Here is a 22727-nt window from a genome sequence, read left to right on the forward strand (position 1 = left end):
ATAACTTACTGATAATAAATTATATACGTGTTATTCTGATCCGTTTGTTGAATTGATTTACACCGGTCTGTAAATATTCACCGTATTAACGAAATAACCGATAGTATTTAAACTATTTTCTGATCCGGACCGGTTTTATAAGGTTAAACAGATCGGGTGTTGTAGAATTCAATTGTTTACCTTTCTTCAACCTTCCTCAACAATTCATCTTCCAGCTATGTTATATCATGTAACTTTAATGCATAATTCCCGTAACTTTACATGTAATCATCACAAACACAAATAACATGAGAAAACTAATCACATTTCTTTTTCTGCTATCCGTTTATGGTATGGCTCAGGCACAAATCAGTGCAAGTTTAATGCAACATCCTGATGTCTCAGACAATCAGGTTTGTTTTGTTTATGGAGATGATGTCTGGATCGCACCAAAGACAGGCGGTACAGCTACGCGTCTGAGTTCTCCCGAAGGTGCAGAGAGCTATCCCCGTTTTTCACCCGATGGTAGTATGATTGCCTATACAGCTAATTATCAGGGAAACAGCGATGTCTATGTCATTCCGGTTAAAGGTGGAATACCCAATCGTTTGACTTATCATGGTATGGCAGATGTTGTGCTGGGCTGGACACCGGACGGAAAATCTGTTTTGTTTGCTTCTTCACGTGAGAGCGGCAGACAAAGATATGCACAATTTTACACCATCCCTGTTGCCGGTGGATCGCCAATAAAACTGCCCGTTCCTTATGGATTCTATGCTTCGTTTTCACCGGATGGAAAGAAAATAGCGTTTACAGATATTTCACGCGTGAACCGAAACTGGAAACGTTATCGTGGAGGTATGGCACCAGACATTACTGTATTTGATCTTAGCACTTATGCTTCTGAAAATATAACAAATAATGACGCAAACGATGAATTGCCCATGTGGGTAGGTAATGCCATTTATTATATGTCAGATGCAGGGCCAAACAAAAAGAATAATATCTGGAAATACGATCTGGCCTCAAAAAAGAATACACAGATGACACATTTTAAAGATTATGACATCACTTTTCCGGGTAACAGCAATTCCGACATTATTTTTGAAGCCGGAGGGCAGCTCTATCTTTATAATATGGCATCAGAAAAAACCAATGAACTAAAAATAAACCTGGTTTCTGATCAGCGGGAATTGATATCACAACTCAAAAAAGTGGATAAATATACGCAGTCCGCGACTGTATCTCCCGATGGAAACAGGGTAATTGTACAGGCCAGGGGAGAATTATTCGACCTGCCTGCTACGGAGGGCTTCGTATCCGACCTGACGCAAACACCGGGAGCAGCCGAACGTAATCCTTCATGGTCGCCGGATGGAAAAACACTGGCCTACTGGAGTGATGCTTCAGGTGAATATCAGCTGGTATTACGTGATATGACCGGAAATAATGAAGCCAAAACAGTAACCAGTTTCTCAAATGGTTTCCGGTATGATATTTTCTGGTCACCCGACAGTAAAAAGCTGGCGTTTATAGACCAGGCCATGAACATATGTTACTACGATGTTGAATCTGGTAAGGTAGTAAAATTTGATAGAGGTAAATACATGTATGAAGGAGGTTTGCGCAGCTTCAGGGTCTCGTGGTCACCCGACAGCAAATTGATGACCTATTCACATAGCGTGAATAACCGCTTACTTACGGCTGTTTTTCTGTATGATACCGAAAACAGTAAGCTTACTCAACTGACCTCAGGTTATTATGCTGATGCCAATCCGGTATTTAGTGCTGATGGCAAGTATTTGTTTTACAGTACCAACCGTTCATTTGATCCGGTCTATTCCGATTTGGATAATACCTTCATCTATCCAAATTCGACTCAGGTGGTTGTTGGTACATTAACAGCCGATGGGGAATCAATTCTGGCTCCTAAAAATGATGAAACCAAAATAGAAGAGAAGAAAAAGGAAAGTGAAGAGAAAGCGGATAAATCTAAAAAGGACAAAAAAGGTGAAAAGGAAGAGGCAAAAGAAGACAAACCTGAACCAGTAAAAATAGATACCGAAGGTTTCGAAGATCGTGTCGAGGTTCTGGATATTAAACCGGGAAACATAGGAAATTTGTCTGCTGTGGATGGTAAACTTATTTATGTACGATATCCTAATGCCGGAGCTCCTGAAGGCGAAAAACCACAGCTGAAGTATTACGACATCAAGGAACGGGAAGTTAAAACTATAGCTCCACAGGTATCTCAATACAGCTTAACGGCAGATGGTAAAAAAATGCTGGTTTCGCAGAATGGAAAAATGGCCGTTATTAATGTTGGTCCTGATCAGAAGATTGAAAAGACTGTACCGACCCAGGATATGGCCATGGAAGTAGTACCTAAAGAAGAGTGGAGACAGATATTTACGGATGTTTGGCGCATTGAACGTGATTTCTTTTATGATCCGAACATGCATGGGGTGGATTGGAATGCCATGAAAAGCCGGTATGGGCAGTTGATTGAGCAGGCCAATTCCAGGAATGATGTTAACATCATAATCGGAGATCTGATTGCAGAACTCAATGCATCACATACATATAATGGGGGTGGTGATATAGAAAGAGCATCTCAGATGAACGTTGGTTATCTTGGGGCTGATCTGAAAGTTGAAAACGGTGCATTTCGCATTAAGAAGATCATAACCGGTGCGCCATGGGATATTGAGGTCCGTTCTCCTCTGGATCAACCTGGTGTAAAAGTTAATGAGGGCGATTATATTCTGGCAGTAAATGGTCAGAAAACAGATGTCAATAAACCAATATCGGCAGCATTTCAGGGCATGGCTGGTTCAACCGTTCAACTTACTGTTAACAGTGAACCAAATATGAAAGATGCGAAAAAAGTGCTGGTGAAACTGTTAAGTGATGAAACACGTTTGCGTCATCTGGCATGGATTGAGAGTAACCGCGAAAAAGTAGATAAAGCAACGGATGGTAAAATCGGGTATGTTTATGTACGCAGCACTGGTGTGGATGGACAAAATGAGCTGATTCGTCAGTATTACGGACAAATAGCAAAAGAAGGCTTTATTATTGATGAACGTTTCAATAGTGGAGGCCAGATCCCGGATCGTTTTGTTGAACTGCTGAACCGTAAACCCCTTGCATTTTTTGCTGTAAGAGATGGTAAAGACTGGCAGTGGCCACCTGCCGCCAATTTCGGACCCAAAGTGATGCTGATTAATGGCTTCAGCGGTTCCGGTGGGGATGCCTTCCCTGATTATTTCCGAAAAAGTGGTTTAGGTCCGGTTATCGGAACAAGAACATGGGGTGGTTTAATCGGTATCAGTGGTGCACCTGCCTTAATCGATAACGGAAGCATTACCGTACCAACATTCCGTATGTATGATCCGGATGGTAAATGGTTTAAAGAGGGGCATGGTGTTGATCCGGACATAAAAGTACCACAGGATTATCAGAAACTGGCAAAAGGTGACGATGAACAACTCGATGTTGCCATTAAGGAAGTGATGAAGCGGCTCAACAGCACTGATAATTTTAAAGCACCGGAACGACCGGCATACGAAAAAAGATAAATTCAACTTTTTATATAATTTAAAAAGCAGGACGAGCAAGGTCCTGCTTTTTTTATACAAGACTCTTTGCATATAAGTATCAGAATTATTTTTCAGTCGTTACATATTTTTGGTCCTGTAATTGATATCGTCTGAATAAGTGATTTCCACAAGACACTGAATTTATGTTGTGGTTCTCGATGTTTGACCAGCTTTTATCTTAATCATACAGCGTTGAAAGGTCTGATCACCTTGGTTCAGACTAAAAAGTGAATATTTTAAAACACCTTCAACCTGTAAATTCACACCTTCATCTTATCATATCACACTTCCGGCATCTTAAGTTTTACGCCTCTTTTCGGGCGATATACTTTTGTTTCATGAAATCACAACACTTAAAATTTAAAAACATGAAAACAAAAGGAACAGTATTAATAATGCTTATCGTATTATCATTAAGTTGTTTTGCTCAGGAATCGGAAAAAAGATTTGGTATTGAACTGAACAGTGGCGCATCTGTGTCCATCAAAAAAACGGATGATGTAACATTCAATCCGGGATTTGGTTTTGAGGGAATACTGCATTACAGGTTTTTGTCTCATCTGGGTGTTTATGCAGGATGGGGATGGAACCGTTTTGGCTCAGAAATGTCATTTGCAGGAAACGATGTGTGCTTTGAAGAAACGGGATATGTGATGGGGCTGAACTTTAAACATCCATTGGGAAAGTCAAAGATGGATTATTATTTACGGGCTGGTGCTCTGTATAATCATATTGAAACTGAGAATAACGCCGGGGATATTATTAATGACACCAAACATGGATGGGGTTATCAGTTGGCTGGTGGCATAGCCATTCCTTTTGGAAACAACTGGAGTTTTACACCCGGACTTAAATTTAACTCTCTCGTAAGAGATACGGAGTTTGAGGGCGATCCCAAAACACTTTTTTATCAATATGTTTCAGTTCGGGTTGGTGTAATTAAACAGTTTTAATTTTTGAAGTGTGAGGACAGTTTGATATAACCGGCAAATTGTCCTCTCATATTTATTCACGGATTAACCAATAAAAGTACAGTTATGAAAAAATATAGTTTTATTTCGATTATATGCATTATTCTGCTCATCTCTTGTGAGAAGGAGACTAATATACGATTTGGATTTGATTCCCGCATTGACAAGTCATCAGAAGGTTTGGTAATAGCCGACATTTCTGACGGTGTTGATCATATTATGCTTAAAGGTATTTTAAATCTTTCAGAAGGAGAAGCTGAAGTTACGCTTTTAAACAGTTATGGAGACATCGTTTATTCATCCATCATAAAGGCACCGGAACAATGGTCGGTGGAAGAAGCTTTTGCTGCCCGACCAGGGTACTGGAAGCTGAAGTATAAAAGCCATAATGGGATTGGTGAAATAGATTTACACTTGTGGAAATACTGAATTAGGATAAAAATTATTCAGGGGCAGTTTAATTTATCATAGCATTATATTCTGCAATACATTTTATACTTTTGAAAATAACGCACAGTTGAAAAGACTCACATGCTTTTTAAACAGGTAAACAGTATATTCCCCTTTAAGCGCCTTTTAAAGTTCTTATTAGGCATTGCTGTTGTCATTCAGCTTATTGTGATTCTGTATAATCATATGAGTGGTTATTTTATTCTGGATGGTTATTGGCATTTTGTCCGAAGACTTTTGAGAGGAACGTCGTTAAGTCTGCTTGCCGGTTTCTTAATTGCATATCCCGATCTATTCGTGATTGAATACCTGAACAGAGTCGCGCCATGGGGAAAGAATATATTTAAACGGATTCCATTGCAGTTGATACTGTCGTTATGTACCTCGGCGGTTGTAGCAATATCGGTGACTTTGTTTGCACACTGGATTAAGCCTTACACTGATCATGCAATTGTAAGTATTGTTTTTACTAATATACTGATCTACGCCGTGGTCAATATTGTTGTTATGGCAATTTTTGAAGGATGGATACTGTATATTGAACGAACGAAGGCAAAACAAATGGCAGACAACCTGCAGACCGAGCTTTCCCAGATTAAATTCGAAGTGTTGAAAAGCCAGATTAATCCACATTTTATGTTTAACAGTCTGAATGTACTATCAGGATTAATGAACAGGGATGTGACAAAAGCACAGCAGTTTATTGATGAATTCTCTATGATTTATCGTTATGTACTGGAGACTATTGAACAGCCGGTTGCTACATTAGGGAAAGAACTCGAGTTTATGCGATCTTATCTTTTTTTACAACAAATCAGGTATGGAGAGAATTTAACCTATTCTGTAGATATAAGTGCCGGACTTATGGACTTGTTTCTTCCACCCCTTTCGCTACAGGTTGTTTTGGAAAATGCCATGAAACATAACATTATTAATGAATCAAAACCGCTACATATTGAAATAACAGATGATGCCTTAACCTTGATAGTAAAAAATAATTTGCAACCAAAGATTTCGAAAGGTGTTTCAACCGGACTGGGTTTAAAAAATCTGGTAAAACGGTATGCCTTAATCAGTAATCTTGAACCTGAATTTAAATTGGATAGTAACCACTATATTGCCAGACTACCATTAATAAAAACTGAACTCCATGAAGGTACTTATCATTGAAGATGAACATTTCGCAGCCGAAAAACTGGAACAAATGGTATTGGAAATTAATCCATCCATAAGTGTTGCTGCAAAAACAGGTTCTATAAAAGAGTCCGTCAAATGGTTAATGAATAATTCTGTTGATCTCATTTTTCTGGACATCCAGCTATCCGATGGTATCAGCTTCAGTATATTTGAGCAGGTAATGATAAATACGCCGGTAATTTTTACAACGGCTTATGATCAGTATGCCATTAAAGCATTTCAACTCAACAGTATTGCTTACCTTCTAAAACCGATAAGGAGAATTGAATTAGAGGAGAGTCTGCAAAAATATCAAACACTGAAATCTGCTTTCTCCATCGATTTTGAAACGTTGCTGGCAAATATTCAAGGCAGGGAGCCAGATTACAAAAAGCGGTTTCTTATCCAGCTTGGTGAAAAAATACGAAAAGTTGAAATAGGAGAGATTGCCTATTTTTTTGTGCTTGAGAAAGCGGTTTATCTGAGAACTTTTCAGGGTAAATCCTATCCTGTCGATTATACATTGGATAAACTGGAAAGTCTGATTAATCCTGAGAAATTTTTCAGAATTAACCGAAAGTATATTGTCAGTATAGAATCGATAAATAATATGGTAGCTTATTCCAGATCGCGTGTTAAACTGGAATTGATCCCGGTAGCCGATGATGAACGGGATACAATTGTCAGTATTGATCGTTCCGGGGATTTTAAAAAATGGCTGAATGCATGAACGGTTGTAAAATGAATGCTTTTATCAGGAAAAATCAATCTGTTTCTGAAACTAATTTCACTGTGTAAGGCATCAACTAATTCTTAAACCAGATGAAATGAAATAGTAAGAAAAGTGTAAAAAATCTTTTATTCATATCAGCTTTCTTATTTAGCACGTTCATACTTCAATTAAACACCTTCATAACCTTTTTTTTCATGAATACTTTCTGTACGTATAATTTTATACAAGTGATTTAAAGGAATAACCATTCATTTTTTAAAACAACATGAAAGCACTTAAAAATAAACTAATTTGGATTAGCATATTAAGTGGTATAACCGGTTTACAAGCTCAGATATCAGGTTTTATTCAGGGAGATGAGAACTATACGCTTACATTGGCTTTTCACAATACGGATACTTTGGTGGTTGTGACTCCACAGGATTATCTGGTTTCTGATCAGGACAAAACAGATATAGAAAGCTATGTTTTCTGGGAACAGTATCAGAAAAGGCCTGTTTATATATACAAGTCCGAAAATGAGTTACAGCCGGATGATTTCAAGAGACATCTGCAGTTTTACGGACCATTCTGTGAGTTTAAAGATCCTGATATTCGTACTATTCCATTTAAACCGATCCCTGGTGGATTTGCCTTTAATGACGAAACTTTTAGCAGACCAAACGATTCATTCTTTTATCTGAACGATGACGCTACACGTCTGTTTACCTGTCGCAATTCAACTGAGGTTCCTCACCAGTATGCGAATCTGGCTGCAGGCTATTTCCCCCTTTATATTTTCAGAGGAACAGAATTGTATTTTAGTGGATATGGAGAATCTGTTTCGGGAAAATCGAGAATAAATGATATCATGAAAATGAGACAGTCTTACTTTCGTATAATTCAGACAAAGTATTTCAGTTTTGGATTGGCTAACGATATCTGCTCTGATTCGCTGATAGATATGAATATTGAAAATGCGGATCAATTTCTTGAAAATTTATGCAGAATTCTAAAAACAGATACAAGCCTTCAGGAGAGGATAAAGACCTACATTTACAGGAATATGACTGATCTGCAGAACTTTTTATCTATTTCACCTCATATGACTGTTTATGGGAAATCAATTGGAGAAATCAATCATCTTTCAACTTTTGATATGGCAGTATTTCAACATGAAACGGCACATACTATAATAGGAAAGAAAATAGGATTCCAGTCCAATAGTTTCTTTTCTGAAGGTTTTGCTGTGTATACCGGTTATTGTTTGGAAAATGATGGGTACGAAAACGATGTGGCATCGGCCAAAGAACATCTTGATTTGCTTACAGTTGAAAATATTACAGGTCCTGATCACCGGTTTTATGCCTTGCCCGGAATGTACCAGATATCCGGTGTTTTTACACGGTATACTATTGAAAAAACAGGAATAGATTTGTTTAAGGAAATTTATGCCTCTGAAAATATTGAAAAAGCTTTTGATCAACATGGATATCCTCTGTCATCGCTGATCTCAGAATTTCAAGATTATATTGAGAATTTAAGGTAGTTTCTTTATAATTTGATTTTGAAGTTACAACCTATCTTTTACTGCTTTTGTTTGAAAATGAGCTTTATAGCATCCCGAAATAAATTAGATCCCTTTTGGAAGTTTTAATTTCCGCTCTGTTTTTTATAACTTTACTGAACCTGAACGTTAAGTTTAATTCGATTTGGACAGGTTTTTATAAATGACACTTCATTTATTAACCTTAGTTTATCCCACAGGCTATTCGCCTGAAATAAAACGTTTTAATACTATCTGGTTCATTTGTATTTAACAGTTGATCTAAGTTGTTTCAGTGGTCACCTGTAAAGCAGTGTGATAAACATGATGTAAAATCAAAAACGATGTATATGATAAGCCAGGGGTTAAGCTTAAATATGGTCGTGATGTGTTTTAGTCGTTTTCCTTTTTAGGTTGGATAATTTTGGGGACCCGGATACCGAGTTTGATGAGAGCATAGGGGTTCAAAATTTCTTTAAGGATAAAGACGGATGATCGTAATATTCTGATAATTAGTTTAATTCAATTAATACGATAGAGATATTTATTAATAATGTTAGTTTAAATAATAAAAAAGCAATAATATGAATCTTACATTTAGTTTAAAAAAAGCACCGAATGTAACTTTTCGGTTTTTATTTCTTGTAGCAACTGTTGCATTTGTTTCGGCATGTACAAAAACAGATCCGGCTAATATTGATAGTGGCAATTGTAAAAGTCGAACGGGTAATTTAATGACAGCGGATGTCAATGGTGTTCATATTTGTACGGATATAGGCGCGGCATTATTGTTTAAGGATGATGATAACAGATTAAATATGAATGGATTATTTTCAGAAAGTAATCCTGCGGCATCCATTGATCTTGAAGTGCTGAATGCACAGAAAGGAACCGTTGATCTTTCTCAGGCGCAATACAGTACGGATGATGAATCGGAATACTACATTGTTGACAGCGAATCAGGGGAAGGTTCAGGTCAGTTACAAATTTCTGCACTTACAGAAACAGAAGTGAAAGGGAGTTTTGAATTCACAGCAATTGGAATTAACAGTAATACGGATGAACCTAATGGTGATGTTGTAAAGGTTGAAAACGGTACATTTGAGTTCCAGTATTATACAAATTAATCATTTTGAAATTCTGGATAACAACAAAAGCCTGTTGGTAATTATTCCATTAGCACCATTCTTGCAGAAGAATAAAGAACATTTCTGATTTTTAACTTGTTGTAATTAAAAACAATAGCTGTGAAAAGACGTGAATTTGTAAAAACAACTGCAGCAGCCATGGCCGGAATGTCATTGGTTGGACTGGGAACAACTGCTTTTGTAAAAAACGGGATTCCATACCGAACACTAGGAAAAACCGGTCTGAGTGTTTCACTGATTGGAGTAGGGGGACATCATATTGGTGATCGCTTCATTACTGATGAAACATCGGTTAAGCTTATCCGTGAAGCTTTAGATAATGGGGTTAATTTCCTTGATAATGCCTGGCATTACAATAATGGTAGAAGCGAGGAATTGATGGGGAAAGCTCTTTTGGACGGATACAGGGAAAAGGCAATTCTGATGACAAAGCATCATGGACGTGACCCTGAAACGGCCAGGGAACATCTGGAAACAAGTCTGAAAAGGTTACAAACGGAGTACCTTGATCTATGGCAGTTTCATGAAATAGAAAGCATGGATTCAGTTGAGAAAATCTATTCCTCAGGTGTGCTTGACTTTGTTCAGAAAAAGAAAGATGAAGGCGTTATCCGGCATATTGGATTTACCGGGCATTCCAGACCTGAAATTCACCGTGCAATGTTAGAGAAAGGATTTGAATGGGAAACTGTGCAAATGCCTGTAAATGTGCTGGATCATCATTATCTGAGCTTTACAAAAGAGATAATACCTTTGTTGCAGGAGAAAAATATTGGTATAATAGGTATGAAATCAGTTGCTTCCGGTTCCATAGTCAAAGAAGGCATTGCGAGCATTGAGGAGTGTTTACGGTTTAGCATGACCATTCCTGTTTCCACACTTGTTTCAGGAATGAATAACTTGAAACATCTCAGGCATAACATGGAAATAGCCCGTAATTTTAAACCCATGACCGAAGAAGAGATAAGTACTTTACTTGATAAAACCTTCGAACATGCTCAGGGAGGTAAACACGAATGGTATAAGGATAAAGTTTAGATTTATAAGTGATAGTGAAAAAAAAACAGCTCCCGTCGGGAGCTGTTTTTTTTGTTATTAATCTAATGCTATCTGTTTAAAACCATTTTCTGTACAGCACTGAAAGTCCCGGCACTGATCCGGTAAAAATACAGGCCTTCAGTCAGATCTTCAGCGTTGAATGGAATCGCATAAGAACCGGCATCCTGTCTGTTATTCACCAGTTGTTCTATCATACGTCCGTTAATATCATAAACCTCCAGTTTAACATGACCGGCTGTTGGCAAATCATATTTTATGAAAGTCAGATTACTGAAAGGATTCGGATAGTTTTGGTAAAGCATGAATGTTGATGGTGAGCCTGAATTTACATCATCAAGTCCCACATTCATCTCAACATGTAAAGTAAACGTCTGGGTAACGCTTCCTCCGTTTCCATCTGTAACTTCTACAACAACGGTATGTTCACCTATATCACCGGATGAAGGTGTTCCTGATATCATGCCCATGGCATCTACACTGAGGAATGTTGGGGCAGTAGTCAGATTATATGATAATTCATCCCCATTTTTATCGGATGCAACAACCTGGTACTCATATTTGTGTGTTATGACGGCCGAAGTATCCGGTTCAGATGTTATCTCAGGTGCATAGTTGTATCCAAAAATAAATTCATCTGCGCCAATATCCGGAAATGTTGCATCACGCATCTCTCCATCTATATCGGTTGTTACTTCAGTCAATGGTGTAGCTACACTGTCTATCTCTTCAGCGGTTACATGTAAATCAGTTGCAGATACGAATTGCGGATCAACTGAAATTGAATTTGCATCTTTACTGCTTGCAGCCTGAAAATCGGCCAGTGTTGCTTTGTTTGCACCCCAATATCCTACATTTGTTCCATTTGTAAAGATATCATTGTAATCACTTACTCCAATTGATGCCGCCGAAATGACATAATATGCATATCCGACGTTGCTGTTTACCAAAATGTTGTTAACGATGTTATTGTTACCACCCGCGTTGATGTAGAATGCAGTAGAATTTGCATTACCGCCGGTCAGATTAACACTGTTATTGTAAAAATTCTGATTACTGCTGGAATACAGATAAGCACTGTAGTTATTGTTTGATGTCACAAAATTATTGGCAACCAGACCGGGAACAGATTCCAGATCACTGCCTCCGTTACAGCTATACAAATTCAGGCCATAGCTGTTTGAATAAATTTTGTTTTTAAGCACTTCGATTTCACCGTTACACGTGTGCAAATACATTCCGTTTCCCGATGGTGCATTGACCATGTTATCCATAATTGAAATGTCATCTTCATACTGAACCTGAACAGCATAGTTGCGTTGATTCTGGAATTCATTATTGGATATAACAGCATTCATACTTCGGTAATTTCCATTTATTCCGGAAGTATAAATTCCAAATCCACCACCGTTAAAAACATTTCCATCAATAAGTCTGGATTTATAAAGCACTGTTTGTCCCGAAATTAATGCAGCATAAGTGCTTGAGTTTTGAGATCCGGTAAGTTTACAATTCTCCAGTTTAAAATGGTTAACACCTCCGGTAAGTGCTATATTTCTGCTATATGCTGAATTATCTGTATTTCCTGCGAATCCAAGATCGCGGAAATGAATAAAATCGGCACCATGTAAATGTAAAATATAATTGTCATTAGCATCGGTGGCATAATAGTAAAGCGTTACGTTATCTCTGTTTCCTGTTTCTGACTGTAGGATGACCGGTGCTTCCATGCCTGTTCCGGGGAAAGAGTATAACGTTTCCCTAATGTTATAATTTCCGTTTCTGAAATCAAGGAAGACTGTATCGGAGACACCCTTTACCTGCAGATCTGAAACAGCATCGGTCAGCGTTGCATAATCAGGGGTGCTACCGCCAACAGTATAATGGCCTGCCATTGGAGTCGTAGTTGCAGCATCCGGAGTAAACTCATCCGCACCAATATCAGGCGTAGATCCGTCTCTGCTTTCACCATCGAAATCCTGAGTTACTTCACTGAGGTTTATTCCCTTGCCATCCAGCCATGGCGACATGGTGTGTAAATCACTGCTTGAATTGTAGCCCGGATAAACTGAAACTGAATGAACATCCTTACCACTGTTAGACTGGAAATCTGCCAAATCATAAACGCCGTCTGTTCCCCATTCAACCAGGTAGTTGCCATTGCTGAAGTAGTTATTATAGTCCATTTCATTGACGGCTGATGCTGTCTGTATCTGAGCAGCAACGCCATAACCCATATGAACAAAACTATTGTTAACAATATTATTACCGCTTCCGCTGTAGATATAAAAACCTACAGTATTGGCATTACCGGATGTCATATTAATACTGTTATGATAGAAATTCTGGAAACTGCAATTATAGAGATAAGCACCGTAATTATTTGTTGCATTAATCATGTTATTTGCAATAAGTCCCGGTCCGGTTTCCAAATCATTTCCACCGGCACAACTATATAAATTCATGCCATAACCTGACGACTGAATTTCGTTTCTCAATACCCTGATCTCTCCCTGGCAGGTATGCAGATAAACGCCGTTTCCTGAAGGTGCACTGACCATGTTATCGGTAACCATTACATCATCTTCATACTGTATCTGAAGAGCATAATTTCTCTGATCATTGAACTCATTATTCGTTATAACCGCATTCATACTCCGGAAATTATTATTGATACCTGATGAGTAAATGCCAAAACCACCGCCGTTAAACGCATTGCCTTCAATGAGCCTGGAAGTATAAAGAACCGACTGTGCAGATATTAAAGCTGCATATGTGCTGGAATTCTGGGATCCGTTCAGCACACAATCTTCAACCTTAAAATGGTTGACTCCTCCGGTAAGCGCTATATTTCTGCTGTATGCAGAATTATCGGTATTCCCGGAGAAACCAATATGCCGGAAATGGATATAGTCTGCACCATGTACATGAATTACATAATTGTCGTTGGCATCTGTGGCGTAATAATAAAGGGTCACATTTTCTCTGTTGCCGGATTCTGCCTGAAGAATTACAGGAGCTTCCGTACCGGTTCCTGGTATCGAATAAAATGTTTGGCGCACATTGTAGTTCCCGTTTCTGAAATCCAGAAAAACGGAATCAGACACACCTTTAATAAGCAAATCTGAAACGGCATCAGCCAACGTTGCATAGTCAGGATTGCTTCCACCCACCGTATAATGACCAGCCATGGGTGTTGTATTGGCTGCATCCGGTGTAAACTCATCAGCTCCGATATCCGGTGTTGATCCGTCCCTGTTTTCACCATCGAAATCCTGGGTTACATCACTGACATATGTCCCCTTTCCATCCAGCCATGGTGACATGGAATGTAAGTCGGTGTTTGATGAATACCCCGGATAAACTGAAACAGAATGGGCATCTTTGCTACTGTTTGACTGGAATTCTGCCAGATCATAAACACCACTGGTTCCCCATTCCACCAGATAATTCCCGTTACTGAAATAGTTGTTATAATCCAGTTCATTAAGGGCTGATGCTGATTGAATCTGTGCAGCAACACCATATCCCATATGCACAAAACTGTTATTGACAACGTTGTTATTACCTCCACTGTAAATATAGAAACCCACCGTGTTCGTATTTGAGGAGGTCATGTTTACACTGTTGTGATAAAAATTCTGATTACTGTTGTTATAGCTATAAAGACCATAGTTATTTGAGGAATAGACCATGTTATTTGCGATGAGGCCGGGTCCGTTTGCAAGATTGCTTCCTCCCGTACAGCTGTAAATGTTTAAGCCATAACTGGAGGTTTGTACCATGTTTCGCAATACCCTTATTTCACCATTACATGTATGCAGGTAAATTCCGTTTCCGGATGGTGCACTGACCATATTATCGGTAACATTGATATCATCTTCATACTGAACCTGTAACGCATAATTTCGCTGATCGTTAAATTCATTATTTTTAATTACGGCATTCATGCTCCGGGTATTGCTGTTAATACCGGATGTATAAATACCAAAGCCACCACCGTTAAAAATATTGCCTTCAATAAGCCTTGAATTGTAAAGTGCCGTCTGACCCGATAACAAGGCTGCATATGTACTGGAGTTTTGAGATCCGTTAAGTTTACAACCTTCCATCTTAAAATGGTTCACACCGCCGGTAAGAGCAATATTTCTGCTGTATGCGGAATTATCAGTGTTCCCTGAAAACCCCAGATTTCGGAAATGAATAAAGTCAGCTCCATGCAGATGTAGAATATAATTGTCATTGGCATCTGTTGCATAGTTGTACAGGATGACATTATCGTGGTTACCTGATTCTGACTGCATAACGACAGGTGCATCCATACTGCTGCCAGGGATGGTATAAATGGTCTGTCGTATACTGTAATTTCCATTTCTGAAATCCAGAAATACGGAATCTGAAACACCCTTTACGAGCAGATCTGACAATGCATCGGCAAGTGTTGCGTAATCAGGACTGCTTCCTCCAACAGTATAGTGACCGGCCAGCGGAGTGGTATTGGCTGCATCGGGTGTAAATTCATCAGCACCAATGTCAGGCGTGGAACCATCACGGTTCTCACCATCATAATCCTGTGCCACATCGCCAAGGAAGGTTCCCTTACCGTCCAGCCAGGGAGTCATTGTATGTAAATCACTGTTTGAAGTATAACCGGGATATACCGATACAGAATGTACATCTTTTCCGCTGGCTGACTGGAAATCAGCAAGGTTATAAATGCCGTCGGTTCCCCATTCCACAAGATAATTGCCGTTGCTGAAATAGTTATTATAATCCAGTTCATTCACCGATGAAGCAGATTGAACCTGCGCAGCCACACCATATCCCATGTGTGCAAAACTGTTATTAACTACATTGTTGTTGCCACCACTATAGATGTAAAATCCTACGGTATTTGCATTTCCGGAGGTCATGTTAATACTGTTGTGGTAGAAGTTCTGGTAATTACTGTTATAGATATATGCTCCGTAATTATTGGATGCAGTAATCATATTATTGGCAATTAGACCAGGGTCAGTAACTAAATTACTACCACCGGTACAGCTGTAAATATTCAGACCATAATCCTTACAGTTTATAATATTTCTGAGGATCTTCTGCTCACCCTGACAGGTTTGCAAATAAAACCCATTGTCACCTGCTATGACTTCGTTGTCAGTGAGTTGAATATTATTTTGATACTGAGCATATACAGAATAATAACCGACACTGTTAAAAGTGGAATTCTGAATGATATTGGATCCACTTAAATTACTTCCATTAAACCCTTGCAGATATACGCCAATAGATCCTTCGTTGAAGGTACAATTATCGAAAAGCAGATTTGTGATAACTGTATTATTTGCGGTAACAAGATACTGACTGCCTGAAGATGTCGCAGACGCATTCCCGTTTAACACCACATTGCTCATTGTTATATGATGAGACGCATTCAGAATTTCCACGACACGTGCATAAGCAGCACCAAAAGCCGAAAGGGTAAGGTTGTTAACCGTAATATATGATGAGGCGTCCATTCGTACAACATAGTTGTCCCCGGATCCGGTAGCCGTATATGAAAGTATGACATCACCTGCATTACCTGACTGAGCCTGAAAGGTTATGGTATTTGAAGCACTTGCTCCGGATATAGCCGGTATCACAACCTGTTCGCTGTAATTTCCGGTTAAAACTTCAAAAGTTACGGCACTGCTGACACCATCGTTGGTCAGCGCACTAACGGCTGCTGAAAAAGTTGAATAATCACCACCGGAGCCAATTGTATAGGTTCCGGAAAGCTGAGCTGATAGTTTACTCGTTGAAAAAAGCAGAAAAAAGATTAGTACTAATTGGATACGAAACATGACATGTCCTCCTGTTTTTTTTTATTTGTTTCAAGGGAAAATTATTAAATGATTTGTTCCTGTAGATGAAGTATAGGCAACAATTCAGCGTTTATAAACAAAGCAGTCAGACTGCCAGGCAGAATTGTAGAAATGAATTTCATAAGGTCACAAAAAAACACATTTATAAAGTATGTTAATACATTCTGTTCTAAGCACAGTTATTAGAGGAATGATTAGCTTTATGTGGAATCATAAAACACATCAATTAGGGTCCAATATGGGTAAAATTAAATCCTTTTGCCACCCAAATATATGACAATTTTTAGTGACAATTGCAATTTTTTAAACGAAAAAAATAATATATAAAATATTGAATATGAGTTGTTTAATACGGAAATATTTCCGTATTTGAAAAATGTGACAAATTAAAATCTAAACATGCATAAATGGGTGAGAGAACAGGCTGTATATTACTTAGTTATAATAAGTTTTTTTGTGAAGGTTTTATCACCTGTAACGACAGTGCAGATATAAATTCCGGGTTGCTTTTTGTCATCAGACCAGGTAAAGATATGCTTGCCATTAACCACAGGTCCCTGATATATACTTTTTACACATGTGCCCTTCAGGTCGAAAATATTAATCTTTATGTGTTCAGTCTCCTTGGCATAATAGGCTATTTTAACCTGTCCGGTTTGTACATTGGATATACATGCCAGCTTATCAGGATTTTCAATGTCCGGATTCTGAACTGAAGTTATAAGACCGCCTGTTTCAAGTTTAATACAATCATACATTACGCCGCCCCGGTTTCCAACATTACTCATTTTGAGCCGGATAGTATTGGATCCGGTATGGAGGTTAGAGGCAGGAAATGTGAGTGTTCTTACTGTATGTTTGCCACCCAGCACAGCACTTCTGTAAATGCTGGCATCGTTGCTGAAGGTCCAGGTTTCTTTTCTTGAACCGTTTATATATACATCAATTTCCGGATTATTGGCCGCACCTGCAACTGAAGCTGTCAGGTAGGCTGTGCCACTGTAAGTACGATCCAGATTGAATTTAATATCCCAGTTTCCCTCTTTTGTTTGTGCATAATACCAGTTTTTATCCGGTGTGCTTGAACCAATTGTATATGTCAGGTTTGCCGGTGGCAATTCATATAAACCATACTGACGGATTGTATCACTGTATTTATAGCCGTCAGAAAGGCGATCGTTTTCTCCGATAGTCCATAAAAGATTTTCACGTTTTTCTGTATCCCAATCCAGTTCGCCAAGATTTACGGTTGATCCTGATAACCTTACTTTCCAAAGATAGTATTCATCGGTCACATCGCCCAATGTTGCATAAGCATAAACCGAATATTCACCGGACCGTACATTTTTAATACTGAAGTTTCCGCTTGCATCAGTTTTATCCCAGAACATATAGTCCATGCCCTGTTCATATATGTCTGATCCGGGTTGTGCCAGAACCACCTGAATACCTTTCGCTGAAACTCCCCAGGGCACTTTAATGCGTCCATTCACTGTGCAGCGATTCAGGGGATACAGATCATTTTCCAACCATGAAAATGGCCATTGGGCTTTCTGAACTGCGACCTGTGATCTGGCATCAGCCACCATCCCTTCGTGAGAGTCACCTGAATTGAGATAAATAAAAAACGGACCATATATTTTTTCATCTCCTGTTTCATAGGTCTGCGCTGAAGCACCAAAGTGTTCCCCCTGCAACATTTGTAATACCAGGGGTGTTTTTGTGGTTGTATGTACGGTGAGTTCCTGCTTCATCGGTCCACCGTTCATATATTCTGTACTCACAGGAATAGCCCAGAGGCCATAGGCATCTGACATGATGCCGTGTACACTGTCACGCACAATGTAATTTGCCCAGTTATACTTTGTGTAGATTGAACCGTCGGGAAGGGGGTAGGTTGCATCCATTATAGCATTTCCATCAACTGCTTTCATCACATCTACAGATGGCAAATATCCCTGCATGGAATCATCCACATAACCATAATCAAACTGGTTGGGATCAACCCTGTAAACCACGCGCATTTCCCTTAATCTGGTAGTCTTTGATGTTCCTCTGACAATGACATAAGAATATAAACCGTTAACACCTGATTTTAGAATAAATCCCTGTTCAACCTTAATGTTTCCGGTCGTATTGGAATAGACAACTTCGGCATAATCATCCGTTTGTTTCTGAATGCGAATACCATCGGGATTAAGCTCATAATAGGCATCCTGATCATTATAGCTGAAATAAAACTTTCCACCGTTTGAAACAAACTCATGACCATTTAATGTTATGCTGCTTACCTGTCCTTTGCTGTTAATTGAAAGCGATACAGTACCATTTGACATGGTAGCTGTACGACTGCTTTCACTGATGGTGGCAGTTACGGTAGGCTGAGCTGAAATCAGTGATAACCTGAAAAATAATAAAATAAACGGAATAAATATTTTCTGATGCATTGAATGTGTGACGTTTAATTCTTTAATGTTGATTTACATAGCCATGATAAATCCTCCGGATCATTAACCATATCGGAGGAGAATATCCGGCTTAATGTGTATTTTTTAGCTTCTTTTTTGCTTAGTTCATGACTCCATGAGACCCTGCTATTCATGCGAGAACCAGATCCGGAATTATTGTACTCTGCATAGTACGTCGTTGTGAGGTTTCCCTTATTAGACCATTCTTTCCATCCTTCAGGAGCGATATGTTTCCCCAAATTACAATGCATGAAAACTACCTTGGCATATGGACGCCAAGGCCGGCCAAGGTATGCCTTTGATACATTTGGTTCGGCGGTGAGCGAGCAGTTCAAAAAGACATAACCGAAAGGTCTGCTTTTAGGTGTACTTGCAGCTGTGATATATGAATTCGTTAAATTATGAATGGTGCAATAATTGAACACCGCTGTGGCAGCACCAAAAATAAAATCTGTAGTGCCTTCAATATAGCAGGAATCGTAATATTGTTTGCTGTTTTGACCCGCTGCGTATAAAGTGTCCTGATTTCCTTTGATGCGGCAGTTTTTGAATGTACAACGATTGCCTTCCACATGAAGGGCCACCGCCTGTCCCACACGTCCTGCTGAATTGATAATCGTAAGGTTTTCGGCATAAAAATCATCCGCTTCTACCAGAAGGGTATAAGTCATGAAGGTACTGTTTCTGCCTCTGTCTATTTTACTAAAGTAGTCCCCGTAGGTAATAATCGTGTTTTCAGCACTTTCACCGATCAGAGAGAGTTTATTATTCCATGATGGAATGCGGACCTTTTCGTGATAGGTACCATTTTTAACAAAGATTGTAATGCGTTGGGGTGGAAATGCCTTGGTGGCATCAATTGCTTCCTGGATAGTTGTAAAATCGCCGGAACCATCCTGCGCCACCACCATTTCGTACTTGTCAGCAGCGGCAGAATTTGCCAGAACCAAAACTAATCCCACGAGTGTTGCATATAACGTATTTCTCCTGAACATGGCAAGTTTGTTAGCAACTGCGAAGATAAGGGTAAGATGAGGATATTCAAAAACGCGGCGATTATTTAGAAACACTTTTAGTATGTTTTTAAGGTTTGAACAGACAAATTTTCTATCTTTAAACTCTGTTTGGATCAACTACGATTACGAAAAACTAATATTAACTTTAAAATTTAACAGATGAAAAAGATCTTATTTATTGCCGTTGCAGTATTCTCATTTGCTGTATTAAATGCACAGACATCAAAAAAAGAAACCATTGCCAAACTTTTTTCAGGCGTGATGGTGATGGCTGATGCCAATTTGGATGATCAGTTGCCTATTGAAAGCATAAATGATTTGGCGGCTCAGAAAGCTGTTAAAACCGCGGATATTACAAAAGAATCTCTGCCTGAATTATTAAAAGAAGCGAAAGACTATACTTCAGTTTTTATCACTGTCGGTAATCATACTATTGTTAAAATAACCGATCTTGATGACTGTCAGGCTTCGGGTGCATGGGGAACCTGTATGCCAAAAGGAGAGGGATATGTTCAAAAAGGTGATTTACAACCTAAAAGTGGATATATCAATTTTATAATCGGTGTTCCTGATGGTCAGAGCAGGAAAATCTTTATGTTTAAATAAATGAAACTTCAGCAGGATACTGCATTGTGATGCAGTGCAGTGATCCATGTTGACGTATTAAAGGGGAACAATCCACAGGTATTATGGTATGTTCAGGAAAGGCTTCCTGCAAAGCTTTCCTGGCTTCTGTATCTGTGGATTGATTATATACAGGCATGAGTACACTGGTATTAACGATTAAAAAATTTGCATAAGTTGCTGGTAATCTGTGACCATCTTCAGAATCAAATACCGGTGTTGCCATCGGAAGCGGAATAAGCCTATACGGTTTACCATTCGTTTGCCGGAAGGATTGCAATTGGGCCTTCATGCCGGCAAGTGCCTCAAAATGTTCGTCTGAGGGATCGGAACACTCTATGTAGGCTATGGTATCCGGCGCACAAAATCTGGCCAGAGTATCTATATGGCTGTCTGTATCATCTCCCCGAAGCCAGCCATAATTGAGCCATAAAACACGCTCTGCTCCCAGTGAATTTTTCAGATATTCTTCTATTTTTTCCTTCGGATACGTTGCATTTCTTGTTTTAGCCAGTAAACATTCTGATGTGGTCAGGATCGTACCTTTTCCATCAGATTCTATGCTGCCTCCTTCCAGGATGAAGTGATTATGATCCTCATAGGTTCCATTTGCAAAGACATGTCCTTCAAAAACAGTTTGATTGATCAGATTATCATCGGTAGCATTAAATTTATCCCCCCAGCCGTTGAACCCGAAATCGAGGAACACCGGGGTGTCGTTTTCCAGAACAGTGATAAAGGCATGATCACGGGCCCAGGTGTCATTGAGCTCCGCCCTGACGAAAATGAGTTGGTTCGGATCGCAATGAGAAAGGAACGATGCTGTTTTTACCGGATCACGACAAACTACGAGAAGTTTAACGTGATCACTAATAACTTTTGCTACATTCTGATAACATTTTGTGACATCTTTCAGCATGTAATTCCAGTCTGTTTTTTCATCCGGCCATGTAAGCTGCACAGCTCCGGTCGGGTGCCATTCCGGTGGAATGAATCGTTTGATACGCTTGTCATTCATGCAACAAAAATAGAGATAAACACAATACCAAATCTATTGTTATAACATAAATATAAAAGACAGGATGAAGAAATTATCTTGATTTTTATCACATACTCGGAAAAAGCATATTGATTAACTTTGCATTCTTTCAAAAAAAAAACGATAACGATGAAAATATGTGTAATTGGAACCGGAGGCGTAGGTGGCTATTTTGGCGGGCGACTGGCTGAAGCAGGTTATGATGTAACCTTTATAGCGCGTGGTGAACATCTGCAAGCCATTCAGAACGACGGCCTTGAAGTTAAGAGTGTCAACGGGGATTTCAAAATCCACCCGGCAAAGGCAACAGATGACCCGGATACAACGTTTGATCTGATTATCATTGCAGTAAAGGTATGGCAGATATATGCCCTTGAGCCGATGATAAAAAAAATAACCACGACAGATTCGATTCTGTTACCCATTGAAAACGGCATTGATGCCCCTTCAATTTTACAGCAATGGATGAGTCCTTCCCAGGTTCTCGGAGGACTTTGCAGAATATTCAGCTGGATAGATTCTCCTGGTGTCATCAGGCATGATGCCTATGACCCTTCAATTACGTTTGGAGAGCTCGATAACAGGGTTACATACCGTGTGAAAGAAATAGCAGCCATATTTGAAAAAAGTAAAATTAAATTCCACATTGCCGAAGATATTGATCTTGAAATGTGGCGTAAGTTTTTATTTATTACTTCAACAAGCGCTTTGGGCGCTCTTACGCGTGTTCCATTCGGTGTTTTTATGAAACTACCGGAAACCAGGCAACTCCTGAAAGATATACTCAGCGAAATGATTGATGTCGGTTTGGCAAAAGGGGTAAAGGTTACAAAATCAATGGTGGAAGAGACTATGGCTTTTGCTGATAAAATGCCTTCGGATGCAACAACTTCGCTGCAACGTGATATCATGGAAGGGAAGCCATCGGAACTGGAGGCACAGATGGGAACAGTAGTAAGGCTTGCCGATAAATTACATGTTAAAGTGGATCATTGCCGGTTGGTGCTGAATGCTTTATTACCCCAGGAGAAAGTGGCCCGCGGGGAATTTTATTTAAGTTAGTAGAGACAGGATTC

At 39.2% G+C, this 22727-nt stretch carries 14 protein-coding genes; 10 read left to right on the forward strand and 4 right to left on the reverse strand.

All coding sequences use genetic code 11. The features are described from left to right. Positions 1-287 precede the first annotated feature (287 nt). From ACE1EF_RS01195 to ACE1EF_RS01230, 8 genes are all read left to right on the forward strand, one after another. The gene (locus ACE1EF_RS01195; RefSeq protein WP_375718772.1) at positions 288-3560 is read left to right on the forward strand and encodes a S41 family peptidase; all 3273 of its coding nucleotides are present in this window, start codon (positions 288-290) and stop codon (positions 3558-3560) included. 389 nt (positions 3561-3949) lie between these two features. Further along, complete coding sequence (locus ACE1EF_RS01200) at positions 3950-4534, forward strand: outer membrane beta-barrel protein (RefSeq protein WP_375718773.1); 585 nt, start codon at positions 3950-3952, stop codon at positions 4532-4534. An 84-nt stretch (positions 4535-4618) separates the two neighbouring features. Beyond that, positions 4619-4981 carry a hypothetical protein gene (locus ACE1EF_RS01205; protein ID WP_375718774.1) on the forward strand — a complete coding sequence of 121 codons (363 nt, stop codon included), beginning with the start codon at positions 4619-4621 and terminating at the stop codon, positions 4979-4981. A gap of 102 nt (positions 4982-5083) precedes the next feature. Continuing rightward, entirely contained in the window at positions 5084-6172 is a 1089-nt protein-coding gene (locus tag ACE1EF_RS01210) for a sensor histidine kinase (protein ID WP_375718775.1), read from the forward strand. After that, on the forward strand, positions 6153-6908 hold the full coding sequence (locus ACE1EF_RS01215) for a LytR/AlgR family response regulator transcription factor (protein ID WP_375718776.1): 756 nt from the start codon (positions 6153-6155) through the stop codon (positions 6906-6908). Before ACE1EF_RS01210 ends, ACE1EF_RS01215 begins: the two co-directional genes overlap by 20 nt. A gap of 268 nt (positions 6909-7176) precedes the next feature. Beyond that, positions 7177-8439: a hypothetical protein gene (locus ACE1EF_RS01220; RefSeq protein ID WP_375718777.1), complete on the forward strand. Its 1263-nt coding sequence runs from the start codon at positions 7177-7179 to the stop codon at positions 8437-8439. A gap of 581 nt (positions 8440-9020) precedes the next feature. Further along, positions 9021-9563 carry a DUF6252 domain-containing protein gene (locus ACE1EF_RS01225; protein ID WP_375718778.1) on the forward strand — a complete coding sequence of 181 codons (543 nt, stop codon included), beginning with the start codon at positions 9021-9023 and terminating at the stop codon, positions 9561-9563. A gap of 120 nt (positions 9564-9683) precedes the next feature. Beyond that, positions 9684-10622, forward strand: coding sequence for an aldo/keto reductase (locus tag ACE1EF_RS01230; RefSeq protein ID WP_375718779.1), 939 nt, complete (start codon positions 9684-9686; stop codon positions 10620-10622). A gap of 68 nt (positions 10623-10690) precedes the next feature. Here ACE1EF_RS01230 and ACE1EF_RS01235 read toward each other — a convergent pair whose 3' ends face one another. From ACE1EF_RS01235 to ACE1EF_RS01245, 3 genes are all read right to left on the reverse strand, one after another. Next, positions 10691-16483 (reverse strand): right-handed parallel beta-helix repeat-containing protein, encoded by a 5793-nt coding sequence (locus tag ACE1EF_RS01235; protein WP_375718780.1) that lies wholly within the window; start codon positions 16481-16483, stop codon positions 10691-10693. A 452-nt stretch (positions 16484-16935) separates the two neighbouring features. Then, the gene (locus ACE1EF_RS01240) at positions 16936-18951 is read right to left on the reverse strand and encodes a polysaccharide lyase family protein (RefSeq protein ID WP_375718781.1); all 2016 of its coding nucleotides are present in this window, start codon (positions 18949-18951) and stop codon (positions 16936-16938) included. Positions 18952-18965: 14 nt separating this feature from the next. Beyond that, the gene (locus ACE1EF_RS01245) at positions 18966-19967 is read right to left on the reverse strand and encodes a pectinesterase family protein (protein ID WP_375718782.1); all 1002 of its coding nucleotides are present in this window, start codon (positions 19965-19967) and stop codon (positions 18966-18968) included. A 180-nt stretch (positions 19968-20147) separates the two neighbouring features. On the opposite strand from ACE1EF_RS01245, the gene ACE1EF_RS01250 reads away from it, so the two are divergent. Then, on the forward strand, positions 20148-20594 hold the full coding sequence (locus tag ACE1EF_RS01250; RefSeq protein WP_375718783.1) for a hypothetical protein: 447 nt from the start codon (positions 20148-20150) through the stop codon (positions 20592-20594). Here ACE1EF_RS01250 and ACE1EF_RS01255 read toward each other — a convergent pair. Next, positions 20587-21630, reverse strand: a complete 1044-nt coding sequence (locus ACE1EF_RS01255; RefSeq protein ID WP_375718784.1) for an agmatine deiminase family protein — start codon at positions 21628-21630, stop codon at positions 20587-20589. The two genes, ACE1EF_RS01250 and ACE1EF_RS01255, sit on opposite strands and share 8 nt — an antisense overlap. A 150-nt stretch (positions 21631-21780) precedes the next feature. Between ACE1EF_RS01255 and ACE1EF_RS01260 the strand changes: the two genes are divergently transcribed. Beyond that, complete coding sequence (locus ACE1EF_RS01260) at positions 21781-22713, forward strand: ketopantoate reductase family protein (RefSeq protein ID WP_375718785.1); 933 nt, start codon at positions 21781-21783, stop codon at positions 22711-22713. The last annotated feature ends 14 nt before the right edge of the window (positions 22714-22727 follow it).

It is taken from the genome of Quyinboa sediminis (assembly GCF_042219855.1).
Taxonomy (GTDB): Bacteria; Bacteroidota; Bacteroidia; order Bacteroidales; family UBA5342; genus JBHJHP01.

What these genes read in the sequence shown, in the direction of transcription:
- ACE1EF_RS01195 (WP_375718772.1), top strand. Translation starts at nt 288, where the DNA reads ATGAGAAAACTAATCACATTTCTTTTTCTGCTATCCGTTTATGGTATG.
- ACE1EF_RS01200 (WP_375718773.1), top strand. Translation starts at nt 3,950, where the DNA reads ATGAAAACAAAAGGAACAGTATTAATAATGCTTATCGTATTATCATTA.
- ACE1EF_RS01205 (WP_375718774.1), top strand. Translation starts at nt 4,619, where the DNA reads ATGAAAAAATATAGTTTTATTTCGATTATATGCATTATTCTGCTCATC.
- ACE1EF_RS01210 (WP_375718775.1), top strand. Translation starts at nt 5,084, where the DNA reads ATGCTTTTTAAACAGGTAAACAGTATATTCCCCTTTAAGCGCCTTTTA.
- ACE1EF_RS01215 (WP_375718776.1), top strand. Translation starts at nt 6,153, where the DNA reads ATGAAGGTACTTATCATTGAAGATGAACATTTCGCAGCCGAAAAACTG.
- ACE1EF_RS01220 (WP_375718777.1), top strand. Translation starts at nt 7,177, where the DNA reads ATGAAAGCACTTAAAAATAAACTAATTTGGATTAGCATATTAAGTGGT.
- ACE1EF_RS01225 (WP_375718778.1), top strand. Translation starts at nt 9,021, where the DNA reads ATGAATCTTACATTTAGTTTAAAAAAAGCACCGAATGTAACTTTTCGG.
- ACE1EF_RS01235 (WP_375718780.1), bottom strand. Translation starts at nt 16,483, where the DNA reads ATGTTTCGTATCCAATTAGTACTAATCTTTTTTCTGCTTTTTTCAACG.
- ACE1EF_RS01240 (WP_375718781.1), bottom strand. Translation starts at nt 18,951, where the DNA reads ATGCATCAGAAAATATTTATTCCGTTTATTTTATTATTTTTCAGGTTA.
- ACE1EF_RS01245 (WP_375718782.1), bottom strand. Translation starts at nt 19,967, where the DNA reads ATGTTCAGGAGAAATACGTTATATGCAACACTCGTGGGATTAGTTTTG.
- ACE1EF_RS01250 (WP_375718783.1), top strand. Translation starts at nt 20,148, where the DNA reads ATGAAAAAGATCTTATTTATTGCCGTTGCAGTATTCTCATTTGCTGTA.
- ACE1EF_RS01255 (WP_375718784.1), bottom strand. Translation starts at nt 21,630, where the DNA reads ATGAATGACAAGCGTATCAAACGATTCATTCCACCGGAATGGCACCCG.
- ACE1EF_RS01260 (WP_375718785.1), top strand. Translation starts at nt 21,781, where the DNA reads ATGAAAATATGTGTAATTGGAACCGGAGGCGTAGGTGGCTATTTTGGC.